The 23,811-nt window shown below is 37.3% G+C and carries 21 protein-coding genes and 6 tRNA genes; 24 read left to right on the forward strand and 3 right to left on the reverse strand.

Annotated features, from left to right (window positions below; genetic code table 11):
• The 19 genes from A9996_RS20190 to A9996_RS01900 all read left to right on the forward strand — a co-directional run.
• The coding region (locus A9996_RS20190) for a hypothetical protein (RefSeq protein WP_211272622.1) at positions 1 to 181 on the forward strand (181 nt) is incomplete at its 5' end.
• Between the two features lie 439 nt (positions 182 to 620).
• Positions 621 to 815, forward strand: coding sequence for a 30S ribosomal protein S21 (gene rpsU, locus A9996_RS01815; RefSeq protein ID WP_066430273.1), 195 nt, complete (start codon positions 621 to 623; stop codon positions 813 to 815).
• A 93-nt stretch (positions 816 to 908) separates the two neighbouring features.
• Positions 909 to 1,820: a tyrosine-type recombinase/integrase gene (locus A9996_RS01820; RefSeq protein WP_066430275.1), complete on the forward strand. Its 912-nt coding sequence runs from the start codon at positions 909 to 911 to the stop codon at positions 1,818 to 1,820.
• 84 nt (positions 1,821 to 1,904) lie between these two features.
• Entirely contained in the window at positions 1,905 to 2,207 is a 303-nt protein-coding gene (hpf, locus tag A9996_RS01825; RefSeq protein ID WP_066430277.1) for a ribosome hibernation-promoting factor, HPF/YfiA family, read from the forward strand.
• Between the two features lie 102 nt (positions 2,208 to 2,309).
• Positions 2,310 to 2,383: transfer RNA gene (locus tag A9996_RS01830), tRNA-Thr, on the forward strand.
• Between the two features lie 108 nt (positions 2,384 to 2,491).
• Positions 2,492 to 2,573: transfer RNA gene (locus A9996_RS01835), tRNA-Tyr, on the forward strand.
• Between the two features lie 269 nt (positions 2,574 to 2,842).
• Positions 2,843 to 2,915, forward strand: a tRNA-Gly gene (locus tag A9996_RS01840).
• 203 nt (positions 2,916 to 3,118) lie between these two features.
• Positions 3,119 to 3,190 (forward strand) — tRNA-Thr (locus tag A9996_RS01845).
• Between the two features lie 67 nt (positions 3,191 to 3,257).
• The gene (gene tuf, locus A9996_RS01850; RefSeq protein WP_066430280.1) at positions 3,258 to 4,445 is read left to right on the forward strand and encodes an elongation factor Tu; all 1,188 of its coding nucleotides are present in this window, start codon (positions 3,258 to 3,260) and stop codon (positions 4,443 to 4,445) included.
• A 60-nt stretch (positions 4,446 to 4,505) separates the two neighbouring features.
• Positions 4,506 to 4,578 (forward strand) — tRNA-Trp (locus tag A9996_RS01855).
• An 87-nt stretch (positions 4,579 to 4,665) separates the two neighbouring features.
• Positions 4,666 to 4,860 carry a preprotein translocase subunit SecE gene (secE, locus tag A9996_RS01860; protein WP_066430282.1) on the forward strand — a complete coding sequence of 65 codons (195 nt, stop codon included), beginning with the start codon at positions 4,666 to 4,668 and terminating at the stop codon, positions 4,858 to 4,860.
• 15 nt (positions 4,861 to 4,875) lie between these two features.
• Complete coding sequence (nusG, locus tag A9996_RS01865; protein ID WP_066430284.1) at positions 4,876 to 5,433, forward strand: transcription termination/antitermination protein NusG; 558 nt, start codon at positions 4,876 to 4,878, stop codon at positions 5,431 to 5,433.
• Positions 5,434 to 5,501: 68 nt separating this feature from the next.
• Positions 5,502 to 5,939, forward strand: coding sequence for a 50S ribosomal protein L11 (gene rplK, locus A9996_RS01870; RefSeq protein ID WP_066430510.1), 438 nt, complete (start codon positions 5,502 to 5,504; stop codon positions 5,937 to 5,939).
• Between the two features lie 12 nt (positions 5,940 to 5,951).
• A complete protein-coding gene (gene rplA, locus A9996_RS01875; RefSeq protein ID WP_066430286.1) occupies positions 5,952 to 6,641 on the forward strand; it encodes a 50S ribosomal protein L1 in 690 nt (229 codons plus the stop codon).
• An 18-nt stretch (positions 6,642 to 6,659) separates the two neighbouring features.
• Positions 6,660 to 7,181, forward strand: a complete 522-nt coding sequence (rplJ, locus tag A9996_RS01880; RefSeq protein ID WP_066430288.1) for a 50S ribosomal protein L10 — start codon at positions 6,660 to 6,662, stop codon at positions 7,179 to 7,181.
• Between the two features lie 59 nt (positions 7,182 to 7,240).
• Positions 7,241 to 7,615, forward strand: coding sequence for a 50S ribosomal protein L7/L12 (gene rplL / locus A9996_RS01885; protein WP_066430290.1), 375 nt, complete (start codon positions 7,241 to 7,243; stop codon positions 7,613 to 7,615).
• A 126-nt stretch (positions 7,616 to 7,741) separates the two neighbouring features.
• The gene (gene rpoB, locus A9996_RS01890; RefSeq protein ID WP_066430291.1) at positions 7,742 to 11,554 is read left to right on the forward strand and encodes a DNA-directed RNA polymerase subunit beta; all 3,813 of its coding nucleotides are present in this window, start codon (positions 7,742 to 7,744) and stop codon (positions 11,552 to 11,554) included.
• Between the two features lie 112 nt (positions 11,555 to 11,666).
• Entirely contained in the window at positions 11,667 to 15,968 is a 4,302-nt protein-coding gene (gene rpoC / locus A9996_RS01895; protein WP_066430293.1) for a DNA-directed RNA polymerase subunit beta', read from the forward strand.
• 78 nt (positions 15,969 to 16,046) lie between these two features.
• Complete coding sequence (locus A9996_RS01900) at positions 16,047 to 16,364, forward strand: DUF3467 domain-containing protein (protein WP_066430295.1); 318 nt, start codon at positions 16,047 to 16,049, stop codon at positions 16,362 to 16,364.
• 245 nt (positions 16,365 to 16,609) lie between these two features.
• Here A9996_RS01900 and A9996_RS01905 read toward each other — a convergent pair whose 3' ends face one another.
• Positions 16,610 to 16,837, reverse strand: coding sequence for a (4Fe-4S)-binding protein (locus tag A9996_RS01905; RefSeq protein ID WP_066430512.1), 228 nt, complete (start codon positions 16,835 to 16,837; stop codon positions 16,610 to 16,612).
• A 202-nt stretch (positions 16,838 to 17,039) separates the two neighbouring features.
• A complete protein-coding gene (locus tag A9996_RS01910; protein WP_066430300.1) occupies positions 17,040 to 18,629 on the reverse strand; it encodes a peptide chain release factor 3 in 1,590 nt (529 codons plus the stop codon).
• Positions 18,630 to 18,756: 127 nt separating this feature from the next.
• Here A9996_RS01910 and idi point away from each other — a divergent pair, with 127 nt between their 5' ends.
• The 5 genes from idi to A9996_RS01935 all read left to right on the forward strand — a co-directional run bounded on the left by idi (position 18,757) and on the right by A9996_RS01935 (position 21,165).
• Positions 18,757 to 19,284 carry an isopentenyl-diphosphate Delta-isomerase gene (gene idi, locus A9996_RS01915; protein WP_066430302.1) on the forward strand — a complete coding sequence of 176 codons (528 nt, stop codon included), beginning with the start codon at positions 18,757 to 18,759 and terminating at the stop codon, positions 19,282 to 19,284.
• Positions 19,281 to 19,691: a 6-pyruvoyl trahydropterin synthase family protein gene (locus tag A9996_RS01920; protein WP_066430303.1), complete on the forward strand. Its 411-nt coding sequence runs from the start codon at positions 19,281 to 19,283 to the stop codon at positions 19,689 to 19,691. The genes idi and A9996_RS01920 overlap by 4 nt, the downstream gene beginning before the upstream one ends.
• A 25-nt stretch (positions 19,692 to 19,716) precedes the next feature.
• Complete coding sequence (locus A9996_RS01925) at positions 19,717 to 20,688, forward strand: type I phosphomannose isomerase catalytic subunit (protein WP_066430304.1); 972 nt, start codon at positions 19,717 to 19,719, stop codon at positions 20,686 to 20,688.
• A gap of 75 nt (positions 20,689 to 20,763) precedes the next feature.
• Positions 20,764 to 21,033 (forward strand): hypothetical protein, encoded by a 270-nt coding sequence (locus A9996_RS01930; protein WP_066430514.1) that lies wholly within the window; start codon positions 20,764 to 20,766, stop codon positions 21,031 to 21,033.
• 58 nt (positions 21,034 to 21,091) lie between these two features.
• A tRNA-Thr gene (locus A9996_RS01935) sits at positions 21,092 to 21,165 on the forward strand.
• A gap of 239 nt (positions 21,166 to 21,404) precedes the next feature.
• Here the strand turns inward: A9996_RS01935 and A9996_RS01940 are convergent.
• On the reverse strand, positions 21,405 to 23,726 hold the full coding sequence (locus A9996_RS01940) for a transglycosylase domain-containing protein (protein WP_066430305.1): 2,322 nt from the start codon (positions 23,724 to 23,726) through the stop codon (positions 21,405 to 21,407).
• Between the last annotated feature and the right edge of the window lie 85 nt (positions 23,727 to 23,811).

The raw sequence follows: 23,811 nt of genomic DNA on the forward strand, positions 1-23,811 counted from the left end.
TTATGAAACTTCTTTTCGGAGAATACATTCTGAATATGACAATGGTGTAGTCTCTTGTCTTATTGTGGGAATTGCAACTTTTGGAGCTGGTCTAATTCCATGTAATGCTACAAATGTTTATAGCACATTTCATAAATTAGCAGTCGCTGAAGATCAATATAATCAATGTATGGGGAATTAATTCTTAATAATAAAGGACATGGAAAATTCAAATTATCTTATAATTGCTGTCTTGTCACTCTACTTTCTGTATGATTTGTATATGAATAAAAGTTTTTTGAAGGATGGAAAGATTTTGTTGCTGGGAATCTACAACATGTTATTTTTATTGATTGTAATTTCATTGGCAATTATAAATCCTACACTTATAATTAAGTACTGGTGGTTAATCTTGTTATTGGCTTTACCAAGTTTTATATATCAGATTATCAGATTCAAAAAAAGTGATGAGCCTGTTCCCAACAAATATGCAAAGCTCGGTGTACTTGTATTTTTTGTAATTTTTGTAACTATTAAAATATTTTAAGCTCAAAGTAATTATTTTGTTATTTAATTGTACAATAAAATTTACTTTTTATATTTGCAACCTGAAATTCTAAAAGAGAGGAGGTTAAGACACTATGTTAATAATACCAATTAAAGATGGAGAGCAAATAGATAGAGCTCTAAAGCGTTACAAACGTAAGTTTGATAAAACTGGTACGAAGCGTCAATTGCAAACGCGTAAGCAGTTTAACAAACCTTCTGTTGAGCATAGAGCTTTGATTCAAAAAGCCCAATATGTTCAACGGTTAAGAGATCAAGAAAACATGTAACCGTTCTATTGAAATCAAATAAAAGGGATTCCTGCACTAGCAGGAATTTTTTTTGCCCTATATTTAAGAATCTAACTCATAAATGGTCTCTCCATGTCCATATCAAATCCACAGTTTTCTTCCTTTTCTGAATATTTACTCTATGAAAAAAAATATTCTGAATTGACCGTCAAGGCGTATCTTACAGATCTTGAGAGCTTTTCAAAATTTGTCACTGAGACATATGGTTCTACCAGCCTTCAAGACGTGAATTATCCACAAATTAGGCGCTGGATTGTGGTTCTTGTGGAGCATAAGATTTCCAATAGGAGTGTGAACCGTAAGGTGTCATCCTTGAACTCTTACTTTAAATTTTTGATAAAGACAGAAACCATTCAAGCCAATCCCTTATCAAAACACAAAGCTTTAAAAACCAGTAAAAAAATCCAAATACCATTTTCACAAAAAGAAATGGAAGATGTGATGCAAATCCTAGAAAAGGAAACTGACTTTGAAGGGGTCAGGAACCGTCTTATTGTAGAACTTTTTTACGCTACAGGAATTAGGCGCATAGAACTCATTCAAATTAGGATTAGAGATATTGACTTAGCCAACAAAACCTTAAAGGTTCTCGGGAAGAGAAACAAAGAGCGGTTTATACCGTTAATCAACAGTGTAGTGGTTACTATAAATAACTATATGCAGTTAAGAAATGAATTGGAAATAATTGAAAATAAAGAATATCTGTTTTTAACCAAAAAAGGGTTAAAAATATATGAAACGCTTGTTTACAGAATTATTAATGAGTATTTTAGTGAAGCATCTTTAAAAGTAAAAAAGAGTCCGCATATATTGAGGCACTCATTTGCGACTCACTTGCTTAATGAAGGAGCAGATCTAAACGCTGTTAAGGAATTGCTTGGGCATTCAAGTTTAGCGGCGACCCAGGTTTATACACACAATAGTATAGCCGAATTAAAAAAAGTGTATGAAAATGCACATCCAAGAAGTAAAAATAATACCTAGTGTCTAACCCAAATGAAAGCATGAAATTGTAAAACATGAAGTTTAATTAATTTTATGCTATGAATTTCTTAAAAAAACGAACAGATGAAAGTAAACATGCAATCAGTTAACTTTAGTGCGGACAAGAAGTTGATCGACTTTATTCAAAGAAGAATGGATAAGTTAGATTTATTTTATGATAAGGTCATCCAGTCTGATGTCTACCTCAAAGTTGAGAACACAAGTGATAAAGAGAACAAAATATTTGAGGCTAGAGTGAATGTGCCGGGAGATAGCTTTGTAGTAAAGAAACAATGTAGGACCTTTGAAGAAGGCGCAGATATGGCCGTTTCATCGCTAGAAAGGCAGTTGAAAAAGAGAAAAGAGAAATTAAGATCACATATTTGATAAAAATTTTTAAAAAAATGTTTTGATTAAATAAATAAATCTATACATTTGCAGTCCGTTAGAAATAGCGGGCTTTTTTATTGAAGGAAAAGATCATAAAAAGCCGATGTAGCTCAGCTGGCTAGAGCAGCTGATTTGTAATCAGCAGGTCGTGGGTTCGAGTCCCTCCATCGGCTCTTAATTCCTGCGAAGGTAGGAATCTCAAAGTAGTAGTTTTTGGGAAATGTTCATTAAAAGATTGAAGTGAAATTTTGAATTTTATATTTGGAATTTTAAATTGTTTTGGGGAGATACTCAAGCGGCCAACGAGGGCAGACTGTAAATCTGCTGACTACGTCTTCGCAGGTTCGAATCCTGCTCTCCCCACAAAACTTTTAAATAAGCTACTGTCAAAAGCTCGCTTTTGTAAAGTAGTGTTTTAAAAGTTTTAGTAAGGGGTCACCCTTACGGATCACCGACCGCAGGGAGGTAATCCAATCAACATGAAAAAGCTTTTAAGCTCGCTTTTGTAAAATAGTGTTTTAAAAGTTTTAGTAAGGGGTCACCCTTACGGATCACCGACCGCAGGGAGGTAATCAAAAAAGTTCATTGAATATTGGAATTTGGAATTTCTTTAAATGGAATTTCATAAAATTGCGGGAGTAGCTCAGTTGGTAGAGCGTCAGCCTTCCAAGCTGAATGTCGCCGGTTCGAACCCGGTCTCCCGCTCAAAAGTGGAATGTCGTCACGCCGAAAGGCGCGATCATCCGCTCAAAAGTGGAAAATGGTTACGTGTAAAGCGTAGTCCCCACTTAAAAAGAGGATATCATCGCAAGAACTTAGCGAGTGGTTTCCTGCTCTAAATTAATTTACGAGTTACGTACTGCGATTTGCGAATCGTACATCAGAAAATCGGTTATCGTAAATGAACCGCCGGTGTAGCTCAGGGGTAGAGCGTTTCCTTGGTAAGGAAGAGGTCACGAGTTCAATTCTCGTCATTGGCTCTTTTTTTGAATAAGCAAAATTAAATTTTTGAACACTAATATAAATAAAGATTAAAATAAATTAAACATGGCAAAGGCAACTTTCGATCGTTCAAAACCACATTTAAACATTGGTACTATTGGACACGTAGATCACGGTAAAACAACTTTAACTGCTGCTATTACTAAAGTATTAGCTGATGCAGGTTTTTCAGAAGCAAGATCATTTGATCAAATTGATAACGCTCCAGAAGAGAAAGAAAGAGGTATTACAATTAACACATCACACGTAGAATACGCAACAGCAAACCGTCATTACGCACACGTTGACTGTCCAGGTCACGCGGATTACGTAAAGAACATGGTTACTGGTGCTGCTCAAATGGATGGTGCTATTCTGGTAGTTGCAGCGACAGATGGCCCAATGCCACAAACTCGTGAGCACATCCTTTTAGGACGTCAGGTAGGTATTCCTCGTATGGTTGTATTCATGAATAAAGTGGATATGGTTGATGACGAAGAATTATTGGAATTGGTTGAGATGGAAATCCGTGACCTATTATCTTTCTATGATTATGATGGTGATAATGGTCCTGTTATTCAAGGTTCAGCTTTAGGCGCACTTAACGGTGAGCAAAAATGGGTTGATACAGTTTTAGAATTAATGGCGTCAGTTGATGTATGGATTGAAGAGCCTTTAAGAGAAATTGATAAGCCTTTCTTAATGCCTATTGAAGATGTATTCTCAATTACTGGTCGTGGAACTGTGGCTACAGGTCGTATCGAAACTGGTATTGCTAAAACTGGAGATCCGGTTGAAATCATAGGTATGGGAGCTGAAAAATTGACTTCTACAGTTACTGGTATTGAAATGTTCCGTCAAATTCTTGATAGAGGTGAAGCTGGAGATAATGCAGGTATCTTATTAAGAGGTATTGAAAAATCTCAAATTACTAGAGGAATGGTTATTGTTAAGCCAGGTTCTGTAACACCACACGCTAAATTTAAGGCTGAGGTTTACGTCTTGAAAAAAGAAGAAGGTGGTCGTCACACACCATTCCATAACAACTATCGCCCACAGTTTTACGTACGTACAACTGATGTAACAGGTAACATCATGCTTCCTGACGGTGTTGAAATGGTTATGCCAGGTGACAACTTGACTATCACTGTTGAATTGATCCAAAAGATTGCAATGAATGTAGGTTTGCGTTTCGCAATACGTGAAGGTGGACGTACAGTTGGTGCAGGTCAGGTAACTGAAATTTTAGACTAATTATATAGTTAAATATCAATTAAGGCGTCTTGATTATTCAAGGTGCCTTGATTTATATTTACGGGTTTAGCTCAGTTGGTAGAGCACTGGTCTCCAAAACCAGGTGTCGTGAGTTCGAGTCTCTCAACCCGTGCAGAGCAATTTAAATCGTTTCAAGTAATGGTTTAAATGAAGTTAATAAAGAATTAGAAGCTCTCATTTTAAAATAAACACAACTGTAATGGCAGGATTTGTAAATTATATTTCAGAATCATTTGGTGAATTAAAAAACAATGTGACTTGGCCAACATGGGCTGAAGCTCAACGTTTAACCATAGTTGTAGCTGTGTTCTCAATTATATTTGCTTTGGCAATTTGGGGAGTTGATACCGTTTTTAGTAGAGTTATCGAGGCTTATTTCAGCTGGATCAAGTAAAATACAAATAAGAGAATGTCTGAAACTAGTGGAAATAAAAAATGGTACGTTGTAAGGGCTGTAAGTGGTCAAGAAAACAAAATCAAAACTTATATAGAAAATGAAATCACCCGTTTGGGTCTTGAAGATTTTGTGGACCAAGTTTTGGTGCCTACTGAAAAAGTGATACAAATCCGTAACGGAAAAAAGGTAAACAAAGAGAAAGTTTATTTTCCTGGTTACATTATGATCCAAGCCAATTTGAGTGGTGAGATTCCTCATATTATTAAATCCATTACAAATGTTATTGGGTTTTTAGGGGAAACAAAAGGTGGAGATCCTGTGCCTTTAAGACAATCTGAAGTGAATAGAATGTTAGGTAAAGTAGATGAACTTACAGTTGATGCAGATTCAAATATGGCCATTCCTTTCACCATTGGTGAGACTGTAAAAGTAATTGACGGGCCATTTAATGGCTTTGATGGAACCATTGAAAAAATAAATGAAGAAAAGCGTAAACTTGAAGTGATGGTGAAAATTTTCGGAAGAAAGACACCGTTGGAGTTGAGTTATATGCAAGTTGAAAAAGTTTAATAATTGTTACATATAGATCGTATGTCTTTCAGCTTCCAATGGAAAGAGGTACAACTAAAATTTTAAAAATGGCAAAAGAATTAAGTAAAGTAGTTAAGCTACAAGTTCGGGGAGGTGCAGCGAATCCATCGCCACCGGTAGGACCCGCTTTAGGAGCTGCTGGAGTTAATATTATGGAATTCTGTAAGCAATTTAATGCTAGAACTCAGGATAAGGCGGGTAAAGTATTACCTGTTGTAATTTCTGTTTTCAAGGATAAATCGTTTGATTTCGTTATTAAGACTCCACCAGCTGCGGTACAATTATTGGAAGCGGCCAAATTGAAAAAAGGATCTGGAGAACCGAACAGAAAGAAGATAGCAAAAGTAACCTGGGATCAAATTAAAGCAATTGCTGAAGACAAAATGCAAGATTTAAATGCATTTACATCTGCAAAAGCTATGGATATGATTGCTGGAACAGCAAGATCAATGGGTATTACTGTAACAGGTAAAAAACCTAATTAAAAAATTTCTGAAATGGCAAGAGTAACAAAAAAGCAAAAAGAGGCAAGAGCTAAAGTTGACAAAAACAAACTTTATTCTCTTGAAGAGGCTTCGGCTTTATTAAAAGAAATCACCTATACAAAATTTGATGCTTCAGTGGATATCGCTGTAAGACTGGGAGTTGATCCTCGTAAAGCAAACCAAATGGTAAGAGGTGTTGTTTCTTTACCTCACGGAACTGGAAAGGACATGAAAGTTCTTGCATTGGTGACACCTGACAAAGAGCAGGAAGCTAAAGATGCAGGTGCTGATTATGTAGGATTGGATGAATACCTTGAGAAAATCAAAAATGGTTGGACAGATGTTGACGTTATCGTTACCATGCCAGCAATCATGGGTAAATTAGGTCCTTTAGGTAGAGTATTAGGCCCAAGAGGTTTAATGCCAAATCCTAAAACAGGTACAGTAACTATGGATGTAGCTAAAGCAGTTGCAGAAGTAAAAGCTGGTAAAATTGACTTTAGAGTAGACAAAACAGGTATCGTTCACGCTCCAATTGGAAAAGCATCATTTAGTGCTGACAAATTATTGGATAACGCAAACGAACTTTTAACAACTCTAATAAAAATGAAACCTGTGGCGGCTAAAGGTGTGTATGTAAAGAGCATCTTTCTCTCAAGTACCATGAGTCCAAGTATATCAATTGATACTAAAATAGGTTAGTAGTTAAACTTTAATATTATGACAAGAGAAGAAAAATCACAAGTTATTGAAGAGTTGACTGCTCAATTAGCGGATAATACACATATCTATTTAACTGATATATCTGGATTAAACGCAAAAAACACTTCAGAATTACGTCGCGCCTGCTTTAAAGCAGATATTAAAATGGCGGTCGTAAAAAACACATTATTGAATAAAGCTATGTCAGCTTCTGATAGAGACTTTGGAGATCTTCCAAGTACTTTAAAAGGAAACACTTCAATAATGTATTCAGAAACTGGAAACGCTCCAGCTAAGGTAATTAAAGCATTCCGTAAAAAATCTGATAGGCCATTGCTTAAAGGAGCTTTTATTGAAGAAGCAATTTACATTGGTGATGAGCAATTAGATGCACTTGTTGACATCAAGTCAAGAGAAGAGTTGATTGGAGACATCGTAGGATTGTTACAATCTCCAGCTAAAAACGTTATCTCTGCACTTAAATCAAGTGGTGGTAAATTAGCAGGCATCTTAAAAACATTATCTGAAAAAGAAGGGTAATCAACACAGTACGCACTTAAACAAATTATATTTTATTAAAATTATTAAAACGATAGAAAATGGCAGATTTAAAAGATTTCGCAGAAAAATTAGTTAATTTAACAGTAAAAGAAGTTAACGAATTAGCTACAATATTAAAAGATGAGTATGGTATCGAACCAGCTGCTGCTGCTGTTGCAGTTGCTGCAGGTGGCGGTGGTGCTGCTGAAGCGGCTGAAGAGCAGTCAGAGTTTAACGTAGTTCTTAAAGCAGCAGGTGCTTCAAAATTGGCAGTTGTTAAATTGGTAAAAGAATTGACTGGTTTAGGTTTGAAAGAAGCTAAAGAATTAGTTGACAATGCACCAAGCAACGTTAAAGAAGCTGTTTCTAAAGATGAAGCAGAAGCTTTGAAAGCTCAATTAGAAGAAGCTGGAGCAGAAGTTGAGCTTAAATAAGCTTAACCCAAACTACAAATTTTGGTTTAGGTCTTCCGAATTATTCGGAATGACCTAAACCCTTTTGTGTATATTAAATGTACATAAAAAAACAATTATTATTTTTAATCAAAATCTCGTTCATCGATGTTAGCACAAAAAGCTGAAAGATTAAATTTCTCTTCTATTGTAAATAGAACGGATTATCCTGACTTTCTGGATATCCAGATAAAATCCTTCCAGGATTTTTTCCAATTAGAGACTAAATCTGAAGAAAGAGGGAATGAAGGTCTCTACAATACCTTCATGGAAAACTTCCCAATCACCGACACTCGCAATCAATTTGTCTTGGAGTTTTTGGATTATTTCATTGATCCACCAAGATATTCCATTGAAGAATGTATTGAAAGAGGATTAACATACAGTGTGCCGCTAAAAGCGCGTTTGAAGTTGTATTGTACAGACCCTGAACATGAGGACTTTGAGACCATTGTTCAAGATGTGTATTTAGGTACAATTCCTTACATGACGCCAAGTGGAACCTTTTGTATTAATGGTGCTGAGCGTGTTGTCGTTTCACAATTGCACAGATCTCCAGGGGTGTTCTTCAGTCAATCCTTCCATGCGAATGGAACTAAGCTATATTCTGCCAGAGTAATTCCTTTTAAAGGTTCTTGGATTGAATTTGCTACAGATATCAATAGCGTTATGTACGCTTATATTGATAGAAAGAAAAAATTACCAGTAACGACCTTGTTCAGAGCCATCGGTTTTGAACGTGATAAAGACATTCTTGAAATTTTTGACCTTGCAGAAGAAGTGAAAGTTTCTAAATCTGGTCTTAAGAAAATCATCGGTCGTAAATTGGCAGCACGTGTGCTTAATACATGGCATGAAGATTTTGTTGATGAAGATACAGGTGAGGTAGTATCCATTGAGCGTAATGAAATTGTGCTTGATCGTGATACTGTTTTAGATAAAGACAATATTGAAGAAATCCTTGAAGCTGATGCTAAAACTGTGCTTTTGCACAAAGAAAGTGCGCAGCAAGGAGATTATTCCATCATACATAACACGCTTCAAAAAGATCCAACAAACTCGGAAAAAGAAGCTGTTGAACATATTTACCGTCAACTTCGTAATGCAGAGCCGCCAGATGAGGAAACTGCACGTGGTATTATTGACAAATTGTTTTTCTCTGACCAACGTTACTCTTTAGGTGAAGTTGGGCGTTACAGAATGAACAAAAAGTTACAGTTGGATATTGGTATGGATAAGCAAGTGCTTACCAAACTGGATATCATTACCATTATAAAATATTTAATCGAGTTGATCAACTCTAAAGCTGAGATTGATGATATTGACCACCTTTCTAACCGTCGTGTACGTACCGTGGGTGAACAACTATCACAACAGTTCGGTGTTGGTTTAGCACGTATGGCGCGTACCATTCGTGAGCGTATGAACGTTCGTGACAATGAGGTGTTTACACCAATTGATTTGATCAATGCCAAGACTTTGTCTTCAGTGATCAACTCATTCTTTGGAACGAACCAGTTATCTCAATTTATGGATCAAACCAATCCATTGGCTGAGATTACGCACAAACGTCGTCTATCAGCATTAGGACCTGGAGGTTTATCCAGAGAGCGTGCAGGTTTCGAGGTTCGTGATGTTCACTACACACATTATGGTCGTTTATGTCCGATTGAAACTCCTGAGGGACCAAACATTGGTTTGATTTCTTCTCTTTCTGTTTATGCGAAAGTAAATGGAATGGGCTTCATCGAAACCCCATATCGTAAGATTGAAAATGGTGTTGTTGATATTAAAAACACACCTATATATTTGAGTGCTGAAGAAGAAGAAGATCAACTGATCGCTCAAGCAAATATTAGAGTTGATGACAAAGGTAAAATTCTTGAAGACAAAATTATTGCACGTCAAGAAGGTGATTTCCCTGTTATTGACCCAGCTAAAGCCAACTATACAGACGTTGCACCTAATCAAGTAGCTTCTATTTCAGCATCGTTGATTCCATTCTTGGAACATGATGATGCCAACAGAGCCTTGATGGGATCTAACATGATGCGTCAAGCAGTACCGTTATTGCGTGTTGATGCACCAATTGTTGGAACTGGTTTAGAGCGTCAAGTGGCTTCAGATTCTAGAGTATTGATCAATGCAGAAGGCGAAGGAACTGTTGAGTATGTTGATGCTAATGAAATTACTATAAAATACGCACGTACTGAAGAACAAGCTATGGTTAGTTTTGATAGCGATACCAAAACCTATCCGTTAGTTAAGTTTAGAAAAACCAATCAAGGTACCTCTATTAACTTAAAACCTATTGTAACCAAAGGTGATAAAGTTAGAAAAGGACAAGTACTTTGTGAAGGTTATGCAACCCAAAACGGGGAGCTTGCTCTTGGTCGTAACATGAAAGTGGCCTTTATGCCATGGAAAGGTTACAACTTTGAGGATGCGATTGTAATTTCTGAAAAAGTGGTTCGTGATGATATCTTTACGTCTATCCATATTGATGAGTATTCATTGGAAGTTCGTGATACCAAATTGGGTAATGAAGAATTGACCAATGATATTCCTAACGTTTCTGAAGAGGCTACTAAAGACTTGGATGAAAACGGTATGATCCGTATTGGTGCTGAGATTAAACCTGGTGATATTCTTATTGGTAAGATTACGCCAAAAGGTGAGTCTGATCCAACACCAGAAGAGAAATTATTGAGAGCAATCTTCGGTGATAAAGCTGGTGATGTTAAGGATGCTTCTTTGAAAGCTTCTCCTTCATTGCACGGTGTTGTAATTGAGAAAAAATTATTCTCAAGAGCAGTAAAAGACAAACGTAAGAGAGCTAAAGATAAAGAGGATATTGATGCATTGGAATCAGTTTACTTTAGAAAATTTGATGACTTAAAAGCAGTTTTGGTTGATAAATTATTCCTAATTGTAAACGGAAAAACAGCGCAAGGTATCTTTAATGATCTTGGAGAGGAAATCATTCCAAAAGGTAAAAAGTATACCTTAAAAATGTTAAACTCTGTGGATGATTATACGCATTTAACTTCAGGAGTATGGACAACTGATGACCAAACCAATACTTTAGTTGCGGATTTAATTCACAATTATAAGATTAAGGAAAATGATCTTCAAGGATCATTGCGTCGTGAGAAGTTTACTATTTCTGTAGGAGATGAGTTGCCAGCAGGTATTATCAAATTAGCTAAAGTTTATATCGCTAAGAAACGTAAACTTAAAGTTGGTGATAAAATGGCAGGTCGTCACGGTAATAAAGGTATTGTTGCCCGTATCGTCCGTCAGGAAGATATGCCGTTCTTAGAAGATGGAACTCCGGTAGATATCGTATTGAATCCGCTTGGTGTACCTTCTCGTATGAACATTGGTCAAATTTATGAAACTGTTCTTGGATGGGCAGGTCAAAAATTAGGACGTACCTATGCAACACCAATCTTTGATGGTGCAACATTGGATCAAATCAATGAATTGACAGATGAAGCTGGAATTCCACGTTTTGGACATACCTATTTGTATGATGGTGGTACTGGAGATCGTTTTGATCAACCTGCAACTGTTGGTATTATTTATATGTTGAAACTTGGGCACATGGTTGATGATAAGATGCACGCACGTTCTATCGGACCGTACTCATTAATTACACAACAACCTCTTGGTGGTAAAGCACAATTTGGTGGTCAGCGTTTTGGTGAGATGGAGGTTTGGGCACTTGAGGCTTATGGCGCATCTGCAACCTTACGTGAGATCTTAACAGTAAAATCTGATGATGTTATAGGTAGAGCTAAAACTTACGAAGCAATCGTTAAGGGAGAGCCAATGCCAGAACCAGGACTACCTGAATCTTTCAACGTACTTATGCACGAATTGAAAGGATTAGGATTAGATATTAGATTGGAGGAATAATTTCGTAGAGACAGATAATTATCTGTTTTTATAATCCGTAGGTAGAGACAGATGATCATCTGTCTCTACCCAATCGAAAAAATTAAATTTTAATTTGTTAGTACCATAAAAAATGGCAAGAAGACAAGATAGGAATACAGTACAGAGATTTAATAAAATCTCAATCGGTTTAGCGTCTCCAGAGTCTGTTTTAGCAGCATCTCGTGGTGAGGTCCTTAAACCTGAAACTATTAATTATCGAACCCACAAACCAGAAAGAGACGGTTTGTTCTGTGAGCGTATTTTTGGTCCTGTAAAGGATTTTGAATGTGCTTGTGGTAAATATAAAAGAATACGCTACAAAGGAATCGTTTGTGACCGTTGTGGTGTTGAAGTAACTGAAAAGAAAGTACGTCGTGACCGTGTTGGACACATCAATTTGGTGGTTCCTGTGGCTCATATTTGGTATTTCCGTTCGTTACCAAACAAAATTGGATACTTATTAGGATTGCCTTCCAAGAAATTGGATATGATCATTTATTATGAACGTTACGTAGTCATCCAACCGGGTAATGCTAAAAACGTTGATGGTGAACCTTTAAAGAAAATGGATTTCTTGACTGAAGAAGAATACTTAAACATTCTTGAATCACTTCCACAAGACAACCAATATTTAGATGAAAATGATCCAAATAAATTCATTGCAAAAATGGGAGCGGAATGCTTGATTGATTTGCTTGCAAGAATTGATTTGAACGATTTATCTTTTGAACTACGTCACAAGGCAAATACTGAAACTTCCAAGCAACGTAAAACTGAAGCGTTAAAACGTCTTCAAGTTGTTGAAGCTTTCCGTGATTCTAACGCTAATCGTGAAAATCTTCCAGAATGGATGATCATGAAGGCCATTCCAGTAATTCCACCAGAATTACGTCCGTTGGTGCCTTTAGATGGTGGTCGTTTTGCGACTTCAGATTTGAATGATTTATACCGTCGTGTGATTATTCGTAACAACCGTTTGAAGCGTTTGGTTGAGATCAAAGCTCCAGAAGTGATTTTGCGTAATGAGAAACGTATGTTGCAAGAATCAGTAGATTCATTATTTGACAACACACGTAAAGCATCTGCAGTAAAAACAGATTCTAACAGACCGTTGAAATCATTATCTGATTCCCTAAAAGGAAAGCAAGGACGTTTCCGTCAAAATTTACTTGGTAAACGTGTGGATTATTCAGCACGTTCGGTAATCGTCGTTGGACCGGAATTAAAATTATTTGAATGTGGGTTGCCTAAAAATATGGCGGCAGAACTTTACAAACCATTCATCATCAGAAAACTGATAGAGCGTGGGATTGTAAAAACTGTAAAATCTGCGAAGAAAATTATAGATCGTAAAGAACCTGTAGTTTGGGATATTTTAGAGAATGTTTTAAAAGGACATCCAGTGCTTTTAAACCGTGCTCCAACATTGCACAGACTAGGTATTCAAGCCTTTCAACCTAAGTTGATTGAAGGTAAAGCAATCCAATTGCACCCATTAGTATGTACGGCGTTTAATGCCGATTTTGATGGTGATCAAATGGCGGTGCATTTACCATTGGGCCCTGAAGCGATTTTGGAATGTCAATTATTGATGTTGGCATCTCACAATATTTTGAATCCTGCTAACGGATCTCCAGTTACTGTTCCTTCTCAAGATATGGTTCTTGGACTTTACTATATGACCAAGCGACGTACGTCTACAGATGAAGTTAAGGTAAAAGGTGAAGGATTGACGTTCTATTCTGCTGAAGAAGTGAATATTGCCTACAATGAAAAGCAGGTAGAATTAAACGCTACTATCAAAGTTAGAACTGAAGATTTCAACGAAGAAGGTGTTTTAACAAAACAAATTATTGAAACTACAGTAGGACGTGTACTATTTAATGAAACAGTACCAGCTGCCGCAGGATATATCAATCAAGTATTGACTAAAAAGTCTTTACGTGATATTATTGGTAACATTTTGAAAGCTACTTCTGTTCCTGAAACAGCTGAGTTTTTGGATGAAATAAAAGATTTAGGATATAAGTTTGCCTTCCAAGGTGGATTGTCGTTCAGTTTAGGAGATATTATTATCCCTGCTGAAAAACAAGGCATGATTGATAGTGCCAATAAGCAAGTTGATGGCATTATGGCCAACTACAACATGGGATTGATAACCAATAACGAACGTTATAACCAAGTTATTGATATCTGGACATCTACCAATGCGGAATTGACTGAGTTGTCAATGAAACGTATTCGTGAAGATCAACAAGGTTTCAACTCAGTATATATGATGCTTGATTCTGGAGCTCGTGGATCTAAAGAACAGATCCGTCAGTTGACAGGGATGCGTGGATTGATGGCGAAACCTAAAAAATCTAACGCAGGTGGTGGAGAGATTATTGAAAATCCAATTCTTTCCAACTTTAAGGAAGGTCTTTCAATTTTGGAATACTTTATCTCTACTCACGGTGCTCGTAAAGGACTTGCAGATACGGCTCTTAAAACAGCAGATGCTGGTTACTTAACACGTCGTTTGGTGGATGTATCGCAAGACGTTATTATCTACAGTGAAGACTGTGGCACATTAAGAGGTATTGAAGTTTCTGCATTGAAGAAAAATGAGGAAATTATTGAAACGCTTCAAGATAGAGTTGTTGGTAGAACGTCATTGAATGATGTTTATGATCCATTAACTCAAGAACTTATTGTAAGCGCAGGAGAGCATATCCATGATTCAGTTGCCAAACGTATTCAAAATTCAGCATTAGAATCTATTGAGGTACGTTCCGCATTAACTTGTGAAGCTACTAAAGGGATTTGTTCTAAATGTTACGGACGTAACCTTGCTACCGGTAAAATGGTTCAAAGAGGTGAAGCTGTTGGTGTAGTTGCCGCACAATCTATTGGAGAGCCAGGAACACAGTTAACATTGCGTACCTTCCACGTTGGTGGTATTGCAGGTAACATTTCTGAAGAAAATAAATTGACCGTTAAGTTTGATGGTATTGCTGAAATTGAAGATTTAAAAGTCGTAAAAGGAACGGATAACAATGGCAAAGCTGTTGATGTTGTGATTTCTCGTACGTCAGAATTCAAATTGGTCGATGCCAAAACCGGAATCACTCTAAGTACAAATAACATTCCTTATGGTTCCTTCATCTACTGCAAGCCGGGAGATAAAGTGAAGAAAGGTGAAGTCATCTGTTCTTGGGATCCATATAACGGTGTTATTATTTCTGAGTTTGCCGGTAAGGTGTCTTATGAAAATATTGAGCAAGGTGTTACTTACCAAGTTGAAATTGATGAGCAAACAGGATTCCAAGAGAAAGTAATCTCTGAATCTAGAAATAAGAAATTGATTCCAACCTTGCATATTGAAGATTCTAAAGGTAACGCTATGCGTTCTTATAACTTGCCTGTAGGTGCCCACTTGATGATCAATGATGGTGAGAAGATTAATGTTGGTAAGGTCTTGGTGAAAATCCCTCGTAAATCAGCTAAAGCTGGTGATATCACGGGTGGTCTTCCACGTGTGACTGAGTTGTTTGAGGCACGTAACCCTTCAAATCCTGCTGTTGTAAGTGAGATTGATGGTGTTGTTTCTTTCGGAAAAATCAAAAGAGGTAACCGTGAGATAATCATTGAATCTAAATTAGGCGACGTCAAAAAGTACTTGGTGAAACTATCCAATCAAATTCTTGTTCAAGAAAATGATTATGTTAAAGCAGGTATGCCACTATCCGATGGTTCTATCACTCCAAACGATATTTTAGATATCAAAGGCCCGTCAGCGGTTCAACAATACTTGGTAAATGAAGTACAAGAAGTATATCGTTTACAAGGTGTGAAGATCAACGATAAGCATTTTGAAGTTGTTGTAAGACAAATGATGCGTAAAGTTAGAATCATTGATTCTGGTGATACTATTTTCTTAGAAGACCAATTGGCCCACAAATCAGATTTCATCGAAGAAAACGATAAAATCTTTGGAATGAAAGTCATTGAAGATGCTGGAGACTCTAAAACTCTTAAACCAGGACAAATTGTAACGATGCGTCAGTTAAGAGATGAAAACTCTGTTATTAGGAGAGCAGATGGTCAGTTGGCTGTTGCAAGAGAAGCACAACCAGCTACCGCGACTCCAATATTACAGGGTATTACAAGAGCGTCATTACAGACAAAATCATTCATTTCAGCAGCATCGTTCCAAGAAACGACCAAAGTACTTAACGAAGCTGCAGTAAGCGCTAAAGTTGATGAATTAGAAGGCTTGAAAGAAAATGTAATTGTTGGTCATAGAATTCCTGCTGGAACTGGTGTTAGAAGATATGAAAATATCATCGTCGGTTCTAAGGAAGAATTCAACCAAATGATGAAAGCTAAAGAAGAGTTTAATTATAACTAGTAAATAGAATTGAGAACGCTTCGCTTTTAGACATAAGACTAAAGGTGAAGCGTTTTAATTTTGTATAATATTTATCATATGAGCGATAAAAAAGAAGCCCCAAACCAAGGACAGATCAATATTGAATTGGACGAGACAGTTGCAGAAGGAATCTATTCCAACTTGGCTATAATCAACCATTCGGTCTCTGAATTTGTTGTTGATTTTGTGAGCATTATGCCTGGAACTCCAAAGAGTAAAGTAAAGTCACGTATTATACTGACACCACAGCACGCTAAACGTTTGCTGAAAGCACTGGGAGAAAACGTAAAGCGCTTTGAAAATGCCCATGGTGAAATTAAAGATTATGAGCAGCCACCAATTCCATTGAATTTTGGACCGACTGGCCAAGCCTAAAACAATAAAAATCCTCTGAAATTCAGAGGATTTTTTGTTTCTAGCAATATTGAATTTTTGATGCCTTTGTTGGTGTTTCCCACCAACAAATAGATGCCTTTGTTGGTGTTTCCCACCAACAAATAAATGCCTTTGTTGGTGTTTTCCACCAACAAATAAAATGCCTTTGTTGGTGTTTTCCACCAACAAATAAAAATCCCTTTATCCCAAGCCTATTAGGCAAAGGGATGCTTCTTTTTAAATACTCAGGCTACTTTCTGATTCAATCGAAATCTCAGAGCTCCAGAGGGACATCTTTTGACTTGTTCAATAATTTGTTGTGATGGCGCGCCATCTAAGTCAATCCACGGGATGACTGAAGTTCGAAAAACATCGGAAAGTTCTCTTGCACAACGTCCTGCGTTGATGCAAATAGTAGGGTCGTAAGTTAGCGTCATAACGCTATTACTAAACTGATTGGCAGGTGTTTCCATAAGTAGATCAATTTGGGATTTGAATCTATTTAAATTAGAAAATTTTTGAGCCACGGTTTTGACTGCCTATTAAAGATAGAAAAGTTACTATTAAAAGCAAATTTTAAAGCTGAATATCGATGAACTACCTGTTTAAGAATCAACAAATTAAGTACCAAATTCCAAGATATCCTTTGGAATTTGGTTTTTGTAGAATGGAATTTTACTTATATTCTGAAGTAAAATGGAATTTAATGCTTGGATATTTTTGCTGCGTCATTTGCAAAGAAAACTGGGAGTCAGCCAAAAACACCAATTGGTCTTGTTTGTCTTTAGCCAAATAGCGTTGTTTTACCCTTAAAAATTCTTTGAATTCTTCATTTTTAGGATCAGAGGGTTCTACCCAACACGCTTTATAGACGTTTAGATTTTCATAAGTGCATTTGGCACCGTATTCATGCTCCAATCGGTATTGGATCACTTCATATTGTAAGGCACCAACCGTTCCAATCACCTTTCTGCCGTTAAGCTCCAAGGTGAATAATTGCGCCACTCCTTCATCCATCAATTGGTCAATTCCTTTAAATAATTGCTTTGATTTTAACGGATCGGCATTATTGATATATCTAAAGTGCTCAGGAGAGAAACTTGGGATGCCCTTATAGTTGATATTCTCGCCTTCACTAAGGGTGTCGCCGATCTTGAAATTCCCAGTATCATGCAGTCCCACAATATCGCCAGGGTAGGAGATGTCCACAATTTCCTTTTTCTCAGCAAAAAAAGCATTCGGACTCGAGAACTTCATCTTTTTGTTATTTCTAACGTGGAGGTAGGGTTTATTGCGTTCAAAAGTTCCAGAAACAATTTTTATAAACGCCAAACGGTCCCGATGGTTAGGATCCATGTTGGCATGAATTTTAAATACAAAACCCGTAAATTCCTTTTCATCGGGCTTCACTAAGCGTTCTTCACTGTGTTTAGGTCTTGGTTTGGGTGCAATATCTACAAAGCAATCCAACAATTCGCGCACGCCAAAATTATTTAAGGCCGACCCAAAAAACACAGGTTGTTGCGCTCCATTTAAGTAGGCGTCTCTATCAAACGTGGGGTAAATGCCTTCCACAAGCTCTACTTCTTCACGAAGCGTTGCAGCTGCTTTTGCTCCAATTAATTGATCTATCTCTTTAGATTGCAAGTCGGAAATTTCAATAGTTTCCTCAATGTTCTTGCGACTATTGCCACTGAACAAGTTGATGTTTTTTTCCCAAAGATTATAAATACCTTTAAAATCATAACCCATTCCGATAGGGAAACTCATAGGCACCACGGTCAATCCTAATTTCTGTTCAATTTCGTCCAACAAATCAAAAGCGTCCTTTCCTTCACGATCCAGTTTATTGATAAACACAATCATCGGAATGTTGCGCATTCTACAAACTTCAACCAATTTTTCGGTCTGCTCTTCCACACCTTTTGCAACGTCAACCACAACAATAACGCTATCTACGGCAGTTAAGGTTCTAAAAGTGTCTTCGGCAAAATCCTTGTGACCTGGCGTATCAAGGATATTTATTTTTATGCCTTCATATTCAAAAGCCAATACAGACGTAGCAACAGAAATTCCACGCTGGCGCTCTATTTCCATAAAGTCACTGGTAGCGCCTTTTTTAATCTTGTTGCTTTTGACCGCACCAGCTTCTTGAATGGCCCCTCCAAAAAGGAGCAACTTTTCAGTGAGTGTGGTTTTTCCAGCATCTGGATGGGCAATAATACCAAAGGTACGTCGTCTGTTTATCTCTGTTGTGAAACTCATATTCTGCATTAAAATGGGATGCAAAGATACTATTATTGAAGGCAAATTTAATAGAAGATTTAGACCGATTTTTATTTTAAGAAAACATTGCTGTTTTTTATAACTTTTGTTGGTAACTTTGTAAGCTATGACAGAAGAAAACGTAATACTCGTCAACGAAAAAGATGAGCAGATTGGCTTAATGCCAAAGATGGAAGCGCATGAAAAGGCACTACTGCATCGCGCTTTTTCCGTGTTCGTTTTTAATAAAAAAAACGAGCTGATGTTACAGCAACGGGCATCACATAAATACCACTCACCATTATTATGGACCAACACCTGTTGCAGCCACCAGCGAGAGGGGGAAACTAATATTGAAGCTGGCAAGCGCAGGCTGCAAGAAGAAATGGGTTTTGCTACAGAACTGGAAGATACCATCTCCTTTATTTACAAAGCACCGTTTGATAATGGATTGACAGAGCATGAGTTTGACCATATTCTTGTTGGAAATTTTGAAAACGCCCCCAACATTAATCCTGATGAAGTGGCCGCTTGGAAATGGATGCCGTTACAGGAGGTGAAGGCCGATATGATAAATCATCCTGCGCTCTACACTGAATGGTTTAAGATTATTTTTGATAAGTTTTACCAACATATAAACAGAATACACTCATGATTGTAACCGTAAGCAGAAAGGCACATTTTAATGCCGCACACCGACTTTTTAGAAAAGACTGGAGCGATGAGAAAAATGAGAAGGTTTTTGGGAAATGTAACAATCCAAATTATCATGGTCATAACTATGACCTGGTTGTAAGTGTTACCGGACATATTGATCAAGAAACTGGTTTTGTGATGGACGTGAAAGTGTTGAAAGACATTATAAAGGAAGAAGTAGAAGATGCTTTTGACCACAAGAATTTGAATATTGAGGTTGACGAATTTAAAGACTTAAACCCTACCGCTGAAAATATTGCAGTAGTCATCTACAATAAAATAAAACCTAAGCTCAAGCAATCACTTGCTCTAGAAATCACGTTGTATGAAACACCGCGCAATTTCGTAACCTATTCAGGAGCTTAACCCTTAAAGGTAAAAACTACAAATTTTGAAAAACACCTTATATCCCTTAAAATTTACGCCTATTTTAAAAGATAAAATTTGGGGCGGACAAAAATTAAAATCGTTATTGCATAAGGATTCCGGGTTACCTAATGTGGGTGAGAGCTGGGAAATCAGTGATGTTGATGGAGATACTTCAATAGTCTCTAATGGAAGTTTGGAAAACCAATCTTTAAAGCATTTATTGAGCACGTATAAAGCCGATTTAATAGGAGGGAAGAACTACAAGAAATTCGGGAATAAATTTCCATTGTTGATCAAGTTTATTGATGCCAAACAAGACTTGTCCATTCAATTGCATCCAAATGATGAATTGGCAGCGAAACGTCACAACTCTTTTGGGAAAACTGAAATGTGGTATGTGATGCAAGCAGATGAAGGTGCCAACTTGATTGTAGATTTTAATCAGAAAATGACTCCAGAACTTTATCTTGAGCATTTGGAGAACAAAACGCTACCAAAGATTTTAAATTTTGATGAGGTGAAAACTGGCGACACCTATTTTATTGAAGTGGGACGTGTACATGCGATAGGAGCCGGCGTATTATTGGCTGAAATTCAACAAACCAGTGATATTACCTACCGGATCTATGATTGGGACCGAAAAGATGATCAGGGCAATGCGCGTGAACTTCATACTGAGTTGGCTATTGACGCTATTGGCTTTGATATGGAAGACAATTTCAGAGTGTCTTATGAGACGACTTCAAATCAGTCCAACGTAATGGTCAATTGTCCATATTTCACCACCAACTATTTAAAGGTTGATACAGAACTTCAGAAGAACAATACTTATGATTCTTTCATGATTTATATTTGTGTGGAGGGAGAAGCTGAAATTAAGACAGAAAACCATGTTGAAGTCATCAAAAAAGGCGAAACACTATTGATCCCTGCGGCTATTTCAACGTATCAGATCATCGCAAAAGATGCCACATTATTGGAAGTTTACGTGTAGTTAAATTATACGCGATCCATTATGAGAAACATCTTTAATTTGACTACTTTTGTAAAAATTTTAAAAATCAAGAAAATGGCAAATGTTAGAGACCTAAAAAAAGATATTAACTATGTTTTAGGAGATATTATTGAAGCGGCTTATGTTTGGGAATATACGCATACTGGGAAAGACACTAAAAAGACTGAAGCGATCGTTGATGAGGCTATCCTCACGTTTGATGAGTTGATTACCAAAGTGAACGACAAGAGTGTTGAGAACAAAAAAGCACACTTTAAAGCGGTTAACGCAGAGTTAGAAACTAAAGGCCGTGCGTTGATAGAAAAAATCAATGCGTTAGATTAATTTTTTTTTCAAAAGATTTGCAAATATGGTTTTCGAGATTATATTTGCAGTCTATTAAGCCGATGTAGCTCAGCTGGCTAGAGCAGCTGATTTGTAATCAGCAGGTCGTGGGTTCGAGTCCCTCTATCGGCTCAAAAAAACCTCTCCTTCGAGAGGTTTTTTTTGTTTAAAATAACAGCCTACAATTTGTTGTTAAACGCAAGGGTCGCGAAGGTTGCGCAAAGGGCGCAAAGAGATATCTCTCAAATATGCAGGCTTAAGTATTATTCAGCGGGATCTTATTCACCAATAATTTTTATGAGCGCCTACTTTATTTTTAAATAATAATCACATCAGTGACAATCTGCTTTATCAGCGGCATCAGTGTTCCATTAGTTATCTTTATCCTTCTTCTTCAACCACCCAAAGATGCCACCATCTTCCTTTTTTTCTTTCTTTTCAAATTTGCGTTCAACCTTATTGCCACCAAACAAACGTTTAAAAAAACCATCAGCTTTTGTCGGTTCACAGTTTAAAGCATTCAATACAGATTCAGGTGTACTCTCAAAAGAGGCCTTGGTGATGCTATTATAATTGGAATCTGCATTTAATCTCTGAAGATATTTAGCGAAAATTGGAAGCGCAGAATTGGCACCTTGTCCAAGTCCTGTAGAGCTGAATCCTATCTGCTGATTATCATTGCCCACCCAAGTTACGGTCACCAACTTTGGCATTATCGCCACAAACCAACCATCTTTATTGTCCTGTGTCGTACCTGTTTTGCCAGCAATGGCATTGGATAACTGGTAAGTGGACCGCAACCTTGCGGCAGTACCTGCATTAACTGTAGCTTTCATAAACTCGAGCATCACCTGCCTGGTATCATCACTAAATGCCATAGTTTGCTCAGCTTGATCCGGATACAAATCATTATAGGATGCAATAATATTACCGTCTTTATCTTCAATTTTAGTGATAAAAACAGGGTTTGAAGTCTTGCTGCCGTTCACGTACGTGGTATAGGCCTTTGCCAATTCTAATACCGTAAGGTTGGAAGAACCTAACGCAATGGAAGGTACGGCTTCTATCTCGCTTTTAATCCCCATTTGTTTTGCTTGTGCAATCACTTTGTCAATTCCGGTTTCGTAAAGGACCTTAACAGCGATGGTATTTACAGAGTTGCTCAATGCTTCTTGAAGGGAATAATTCAAATCTTCGTCTTCAGAGATGCCTGCATTAGTAGGGCGCCAATTGTCGACATCAGTATAAGTAATAGCTTTTAATGGAAAGTAAGTGCATGGGTCCATGCCACTCTCCAAAGCAGCGGTATATACAATCGGTTTAAAGGTAGAACCTACCTGGCGCTTACTTTGAACAATATGGTCAAACTGAAAAAAACTATAATCAATCCCTCCAACATAAGCCTTTATAGCACCATTTGAAGGGTCTAAAGACACGAGACCTGCATTGAGGAACTTTGAATAGTATTCCAAACTGTCTAAGGTTGACATCGATTTTACAGTGGACGCATCCCATGAGAAGAGATCAATTTGATGTGTGCGCTTTAAAGAGTCTCCAATAGCTTTTTCATCCAACCCTTGTGCTTTCAGTTTTTTGTACGCTTTTAATTGCTTTTTTGCAGCTTCAAAAACCGCCTTTCCCTTTAACCATGGTGCATTTTGTCCGTAAGCTTTTTCAAACTGTCGTTGCAAGTCGCTCATATGCTCTGTCATGGCCGCTTCGGCATAACGCTGCATGGTGTTATCAAGGGTGGTATGAATCTTTAAACCGTCATGATAAATGTTGTAAGGTTCACCATCGGGTTTGAGATACTTTTTTTGATTCAGCAAACTGTCCAGTTGTTTTTTAATTTCTGCCCTAAAATACGGGGCCAAACCTTCATTGGGAGAATAGTTTTGATAGTCTACAACAATGCTATCTGTTTTGGCTTTGGTGGCTTGTGCTTCTGAGAGGCACCCATATTTCTCCATTTGATGGATGACCACATTTTTTCTTGCTGCTGATTTTTCAGGATACCGTCGCGGATTGTAACTCGTGTTTGCTTTCAATGATCCCACTAAGGTTGCTGATTGTACCAATGTCAAATCTTTGGTATGTACGTTGAAAAATTTTTCTGAAGCACTTTCAATACCATAAGTATTATCTGGGAAGGGGACTGTATTGAGATACAAGGTAAGAATCTCTTCCTTTGAATAGAGGTCTTCAATGCGTCTGGCCACAATGCTTTCTCTTATTTTATTGACCACAATCCCAATGGCACCATAATCTTTTCTTCCAAAGAGATTTTTAGCCAATTGTAAGGTAATGGTACTTCCGCCGCCAGAAGATTCATTAGACATCAAAATGCTTTTGAAAAACACCCGAAGCAAACTTTTGTTGTCTATGCCGTTGTGTTCATAAAATCGTGTATCTTCTGTGGCTATGAGGGCATCTATTAAGTGTTGCGGAAAATCTGAATATGTGATGGACTGCCTGTCGTAGACATAAATCTTGCCAATCAAATCGTTATTGGCATCCAAAATCTGAGTGGCCTGGCTTTGCTTTAGGAGCGCTAATTCTTCAGAATCTGGAATTTTCCCCCAGAGTCCGGCATAAATACTCATATAAAAACAAATAAAAAGAGCTAAGAGAATACTTACGACGTAGCCTGTTCTCTTAGCCCATTTGATAGCTTTAACTTTGGTAAAATTCATTATTTAAAAGGTGTCTTTACAAAGTAACGGATATCCTAGTGAAGTATTTCAATTTTGAGATTGATAATACGATAAGTCGAAGTAC

The sequence above is a fragment of the Gelidibacter algens genome, assembly GCF_001678675.1.
Classification (GTDB): domain Bacteria; phylum Bacteroidota; class Bacteroidia; order Flavobacteriales; family Flavobacteriaceae; genus Gelidibacter; species Gelidibacter algens.